The organism is Antarctobacter sp., assembly GCF_048262615.1.
Taxonomy (GTDB): domain Bacteria; phylum Pseudomonadota; class Alphaproteobacteria; order Rhodobacterales; family Rhodobacteraceae; genus Antarctobacter.
In genome coordinates this window covers 1-5,606 of sequence record NZ_JBLXFB010000061.1, presented here as the reverse complement: position 1 = coordinate 5,606, position 5,606 = coordinate 1, and the positions used below count along the sequence as shown (strand labels likewise).

The following is a 5,606-nucleotide window of genomic DNA, read 5'->3' as shown; positions in this document are numbered from 1 at the left end:
GTCCGCTTCGGTCCCGACCCGAATGCCGGTTGCCCGGTCACGCGCGACATGCTCGCGCGTATGGATGAACCGCTCCGCCGCGCCCCCGGCGTGGCCGCAGAGTGACGGAGGCTATGATGCACAACTTCTTCTTCGGTATCTTTCCCTACATCGCCCTTGGTGTGGGGATCATGGGGTCCATCGCCCGGTACGAGCGTGACCCCTTCACCTGGAAATCCTCGTCGTCGCAGTTGTTGCGGCGCAAGCAACTGGTGATCGGGTCGATCCTGTTCCATGTCGGACTGATCGTCATCACGCTGGGCCATATCGTCGGCCTGCTGACCCCGATCGCCATCTTCGACGCGCTGGGCATCAGTCACGGTGCCAAGCAGTTGCTGGCCGTTGTCGCCGGTGGCATCGCGGGTGTCATGGCACTGGTCGGCGGCGCGATGCTGTTTCACCGCCGCTGGACCGATCCGCGCATCCGCGGGACGTCCAGCTTTGCCGACATCGCCATCCTTGCCATGCTTCTGGCGCAGCTGGTGCTGGGCCTGGGCACGGTATTCATCTCTCTCGGCCACCTGGACGGGCACGAGATGGTCAAGTTCATGTCCTGGGCGCAAGGGATCTTTACCTTCGACGGGGCGGCCGCCAGTCACATTCAGGACGTGGCGCTGGTGTTCAAGCTGCACCTGGTGCTGGGCATGACGATCATCCTCGTCTTCCCCTTCACCCGCCTTGTGCACTTGGTGTCCGGCTTTGCCGCGCCCTTCCGTTACCTTCTGGGGAGGTCGGGCTACCAGATCGTGCGCTCGCGCCGCACGCAGCCCCTGCCAGAGCGGAACGGCCACGGCGCAGTCGCGCAGAAGCCCGTCGCAGCCAAGCCGGGGGCAGACGCCCTCGCCAAACCGGCGGAGTGACGGTCATGAACGCAGCCCTGTTTCCCGATCTGATCGTCAATGGCGAAATGGTGCCCCACGCGGTTGTCGCCGCCGAGGCCCAGAACCACGATGCGCCCAAGGGCAAACCCGGCATCGCGTGGCGCAAGGCGGCCAATGCCGTCGCCGTCCGCACCCTGCTGCTGCAAGAGGCGGCGCGCCGGGGCCTGTCCCCAGACCCTGCGGAAATCGGGCCGGGACGTTTTGAAACAGATGAGGAGGCCCTGATCCGGGGCTTTCTTGAAACCGCCGTGTCGGTAACGCCGCCCACCGAGGAAGAGGTGCGCGCGGAATGGGCGCGTGATCCTTCGCGTTTTCGCGCGCCGCCGCTGTGGGAGGTCTCGCATATCCTCTGCGCCTGCGACCCCCGCAACGAGGCGGAGACCGACGCGGCTTATGCCCGCGCACAGGAGCTGACCGCCCGCGTCCTGAACAATCCGCGCGGCTTTGCACAGCTTGCCAAGGATCACAGCGATTGCGGGTCCAAGGCCAATGGCGGCGCTCTGGGGCAGCTGAGTCCGGGTGACACCGTCCCGGAATTCCAGACCGCCCTGCGCGACCTGTCCGAAGGGCAGATTACCGAAACGCCGGTTCTGACCCGGCATGGCTGGCACGTCATCCGCATGGACGCCGTCGCCGATGGGGCGGTCCTTCCCTTCGAGGCAGTTCGGTCCAAGATCTGTGAGGCCATGGAAAAGGCCGCATGGACCCGGTCTGCGCGGGCTTTTGTCGGTCGGTTGGTGGCCGTAGCCGAAATCTCGGGTGCGGACCTGAAAACGGCCTGAACCAACGGGAGACGGCATAATGAAAAACGACCTGTCCAACATCCGGCGCGGCGGCGTCGATTCTGAACCTCCGAGCCTCGAACTGCTGGAAAATCCGCTGGATTTCATCAAGGAGGACCACATGCACATGCGCGCGGTCTGCGAGATGATCGATCGGCTTGCCAAGGATCCCGCGCCGGACCCGGTGAAGGTAACCAAGGTTCTCACATTTCTCGATCATGAAATCGACCTGCTCATCCATGACGAGGATGACGACCTGAGGGAACTGTTGCTCTCACGGTGCACGCCAGAGGACGACATTGCTGAAACGCTGGACCGCATGAGGACAGAACATGTCATATTGGCCGGGATGATGCCCAAGCTGCGGCAGAATCTCGCGGCAATGCATGACGGGCCCTGTGCGGCAAAGAAAGACGTCGCCACAGCGCTGCATGACTTTGCTGACCGGCTGCGCCGTCACCTGCTGGTAGAGAATGCGATTGTCCTGCCCTTCGCCCGGGCGCGGTTGACGACCGATGATGTGGCTTTGTTAAGGGCCAGCATGATCCGCCGACGCATCCAAAGGATGGAGAGTTGAGATGCTGAACTCTCTGCTCCAACGGAACGCGGACTGGTCCGCCGAGCGGCACCGGGCTGACCCGGGCTACTTTACGCGGCTTGCGTCCCAGCAGGCGCCGGAATTCTTCTGGATCGGCTGTTCCGACAGCCGAGTGCCGGCCAATGTCGTCGCCGGTCTGGACCCCGGAGAGGTCTTTGTGCATCGCAACGTGGCCAACGTGGTGCACTCGTCGGACATGAACCTGCTTTCGGCTCTGGAATTCGCCGTCGACGCCCTGCAGGTCCGCGAAATCATCCTCTGCGGTCACTACGGCTGTGGCGGGGTAATGGCCGCGACCGAGAACCTGCCGCACGGGCTGGCCGATCACTGGCTGGAGCCGATCCGACGCCTGGCGCGGGCCTATGCCATCGACCTGGCGCAGGAACAGGACATGGAGGCCCGCCGCGACAGGCTGGCCGAATTCAACGTGATCGAAGGGGTACGCCGCGTGGCGGAAACCCCGATCATGCAGCGCGCCTGGGCGAGGCGGGCGGACATCCGCATTCACGGCCTGATCTACGGCCTGAAAGACGGACGTCTGCGAGATCTCGACTGCACGGTCGGGCCCGGACAATTTCTACGCGAGGTGGCGGAATGACCCTGTTGCAAGACATCCTGAAACCCGGCTGCGGCTGCGACGCGCCGGAACACTTGGTAAAGTTGATCAGCATTGACGAGGCCCTCCATCGGATCAGGGCGCTGTGCCGACCGATCGCCGAGGTTGAACGACTTTCCCTGTCGCAAGCGCATGGCCGCGTCCTCGCGCTGCCGGTGGTCAACGACACCCCCGCGCCCTCTTTCGACAACTCCGCGATGGATGGATATGCCGTCGATGCACGCGCCTTCGTCGGGGACGGACCGTGGATCCTGCCGGTTTCGGACCGGATACCCGCCGGATCCGGCGGGCAGGCCGTGCTGGAACCTGGCACCGCGGCCCGTATCTTTTCCGGTGCGCCGGTCCCCGCAGGCGCGACCGCCGTCGTCATGCAGGAACAGGTGCGCAAGGCCGGGACACGAGTGCGGATCGACCGCCGTCCAGAACACGGACAGAACATTCGCCGCATCGGCAGCGACATGCAGGCCGGAGAGTTCGTGCTGACCGCGGGCCTGTCCATGGGTCCGCGAGAAATCGCTTCCGCTGCGGCGGCGGGCGCTGCCGAGGTCACTGTCCGCAGGCGGTTGCGCGTAGCGCTGTTGGTGACGGGCGACGAGGTGCGGCAGGCTGGTTCCGGCCGCGCCGCCGCGCAGATTTGGGACGTCAATACGCCCATGCTGCGCGCGGCTTTCACGTCACCCGCGATGGAACTGGTTGCCGCAGAACCGGCTGCCGACGACAGGCACAGCCTGCGCCGCCAACTGGCTGACCTATTTTCCCGCGCGGATCTGGTGGTCACGACCGGCGGCGTATCCGTCGGCGAAGAGGATCACGTTAAACCGGCGCTTGCCGATCTGGGCGCAGAGCTTGCCTTCAGCGGGGTCGCGATCAAGCCGGGCAAGCCGGTGTCATTGGGATCTGTCGGGTCCACCATCTGGATGGGACTGCCCGGCAACCCGCTGGCGGCCTTCGTCACTTGGCAGCTGTTCGGGCAGGCCGTCGTACAGCACCTGGCGGGCCAGGCGCGCCCGCGCGTCCAGCGCCGGCACGTCGTCACCGCCCATCCGATCAGACGCAAGCCCGGACGCTGCGAATTCCGACCGGCAAGCCGCATCGGGTTCGATGCCCTTGGCCGTGAGTTGGTGGGATTCGACGGCACGACCAACTCTGCGAGGGTCGGAAATCTTCCGGCGGCGGACGGGTTGATCCTGCTGCCCGCTGACGCCGATGCTCTGCCCGAAGGGGCGCTGTTGGAATTCATGCCGTTTTTCGAGAATTGAGGAAAGAAACCATGCAACTTGCCTACACGATGGCCCCCGGGCGCGGTGACACCGATCTCTTGCTGTTTCGCCTCGCCGAAGCACTGACAAAGGCCGGCGTTCGGACCGCAGGCACCGTCCAGATCAACATCGAGAACGCCTCTGGCGGTCCGTGTGACATGGATGTGCAGGTCCTGCCCGCTGGTCAGATCTTCCGCATTTCGCAAAGCCTTGGATCCGGGTCCCGCGGATGCCGACTTGATCCCGCTGCCCTGGAAAGCGCTGTCGGATACGTGCAGACGGCGCTGGATGCCGGGGCCGATTGCCTGATCATCAACAAGTTCGGCAAACAAGAGGCCGACGGGCGCGGTTTTCGTCCGGTCATTGCCGAGGCGCTGTCACAGGGCATCCCGGTTCTTGTCGGGGTCAACGCGCTGAACTTGTCCGCCTTCAACGAATTCGCTGACGGTCTTGCGCAAGAATTGCTGCCGGATAGGCCCGCGCTCGAAGCATGGGTTCACCGCAGCTTGGAGCGTAAAGGCGAAGCGGCCTGAGGTATCCAACGGAAACAAAGCTGGCGCCCGAACATTGGCAATGGCGGTATGCCTCCCTCCCAGAAACTGAGAATAGCCGCCGAAACCCAACGATCAAGCCCCCTCCAAAACGAGGGAATTATGGCATGTCTTCAACATGTCACGCACCCTCGCGGCGGCAATCTGCAGCTGCAGCCTATCGTTCGAGCGTCAAAGAAGCCACGTATTGCCGACCTATTCTTGCCCGTCTATGCTGCACGACGATTTGTATGTCCGGTCCGGTGAAGCTGCACGGTAGCAATGAGCCGCTCCCCGAATGTCAGCTCCGGGCCGTGAGCGACGACAGGAGCGCCCGTGGCGAAAATGCAAAGATTCCTACCCGCTACGCGTTCAGGTTGGGCTCGGAGCAGACAGACTTCAAACGGCGGGGCCCTGTCGAGAACTGGTCGCTTTCGTTCTGTTGTTCCCTCCGGATCTCTCAAACCGTGCGCCGAGTTTGGTCCCCATGTAGAGCCATGGGCGATATAGTATTCGGTAGATGTCCGGTGGGTCTTGTGTGCCATCTTTCCGCTTTGTGAAAGCATCCATGCCATGGCGCATGGCCGGCGTCATTCGCGCGCGTGAGCGCCGCGCACGCGTTGGGAGATCCACAAACTCATCCGTCCCAGGTATCCGCAACGCGCGCGGTGTCAATTTCGGAGGGTCGACGAGGTCGTCAATCGCATCGTAGGGGCATGCGTACGGCCGTGGCTCGAAGAAGTTGTAGTGAACGCGATAGATGTTCAGGAGTGCGATCAACGTCTTGGGGTTGAAGATCGCGCCTTGTATGTAGGAGCCGCCGACGCGGGCGCCGCCACTTCCGGCTCGGGCTGCGACGCTCATCCTCTCGCGCAAAGAGTTCATGAAGGAGCTGACCGGC

At 63.7% G+C, this 5,606-nt stretch carries 6 protein-coding genes and 1 pseudogene; 6 read left to right on the top strand and 1 reads right to left on the bottom strand.

Annotation, left to right across the window (positions count from 1 at the left end):
• Positions 1-116 precede the first annotated feature (116 nt).
• From narI to ACN0S5_RS24005, 6 genes are read left to right on the top strand one after another with little or no spacing between them, the layout of a single operon-like run.
• Positions 117-899 carry a respiratory nitrate reductase subunit gamma gene (gene narI, locus ACN0S5_RS24030; RefSeq protein ID WP_417211767.1) on the top strand — a complete coding sequence of 261 codons (783 nt, stop codon included), beginning with the start codon at positions 117-119 and terminating at the stop codon, positions 897-899.
• A gap of 5 nt (positions 900-904) precedes the next feature.
• Positions 905-1,702, top strand: a complete 798-nt coding sequence (locus tag ACN0S5_RS24025; RefSeq protein WP_417211766.1) for a peptidylprolyl isomerase — start codon at positions 905-907, stop codon at positions 1,700-1,702.
• A 19-nt stretch (positions 1,703-1,721) separates the two neighbouring features.
• A complete protein-coding gene (locus ACN0S5_RS24020; protein ID WP_417211765.1) occupies positions 1,722-2,279 on the top strand; it encodes a hemerythrin domain-containing protein in 558 nt (185 codons plus the stop codon).
• Between the two features lies 1 nt (position 2,280).
• On the top strand, positions 2,281-2,898 hold the full coding sequence (locus ACN0S5_RS24015) for a carbonic anhydrase (protein ID WP_417211764.1): 618 nt from the start codon (positions 2,281-2,283) through the stop codon (positions 2,896-2,898).
• Positions 2,895-4,175 (top strand): gephyrin-like molybdotransferase Glp, encoded by a 1,281-nt coding sequence (gene glp, locus ACN0S5_RS24010; RefSeq protein ID WP_417211763.1) that lies wholly within the window; start codon positions 2,895-2,897, stop codon positions 4,173-4,175. The genes ACN0S5_RS24015 and glp overlap by 4 nt, the downstream gene beginning before the upstream one ends.
• A gap of 11 nt (positions 4,176-4,186) precedes the next feature.
• Complete coding sequence (locus ACN0S5_RS24005; protein ID WP_417211762.1) at positions 4,187-4,708, top strand: DUF2478 domain-containing protein; 522 nt, start codon at positions 4,187-4,189, stop codon at positions 4,706-4,708.
• A 396-nt stretch (positions 4,709-5,104) separates the two neighbouring features.
• On the opposite strand, the pseudogene ACN0S5_RS24000 reads toward ACN0S5_RS24005, so the two are convergent.
• A pseudogene (locus ACN0S5_RS24000) lies at positions 5,105-5,606 on the bottom strand (hypothetical protein); the annotation flags it as partial.

Coding starts and splice junctions, on each gene's coding strand:
- ACN0S5_RS24015 (WP_417211764.1), top strand. CDS start 2,281: ATGCTGAACTCTCTGCTCCAACGGAACGCGGACTGGTCCGCCGAGCGG.
- narI (WP_417211767.1), top strand. CDS start 117: ATGCACAACTTCTTCTTCGGTATCTTTCCCTACATCGCCCTTGGTGTG.
- ACN0S5_RS24005 (WP_417211762.1), top strand. CDS start 4,187: ATGCAACTTGCCTACACGATGGCCCCCGGGCGCGGTGACACCGATCTC.
- ACN0S5_RS24025 (WP_417211766.1), top strand. CDS start 905: ATGAACGCAGCCCTGTTTCCCGATCTGATCGTCAATGGCGAAATGGTG.
- ACN0S5_RS24020 (WP_417211765.1), top strand. CDS start 1,722: ATGAAAAACGACCTGTCCAACATCCGGCGCGGCGGCGTCGATTCTGAA.
- glp (WP_417211763.1), top strand. CDS start 2,895: ATGACCCTGTTGCAAGACATCCTGAAACCCGGCTGCGGCTGCGACGCG.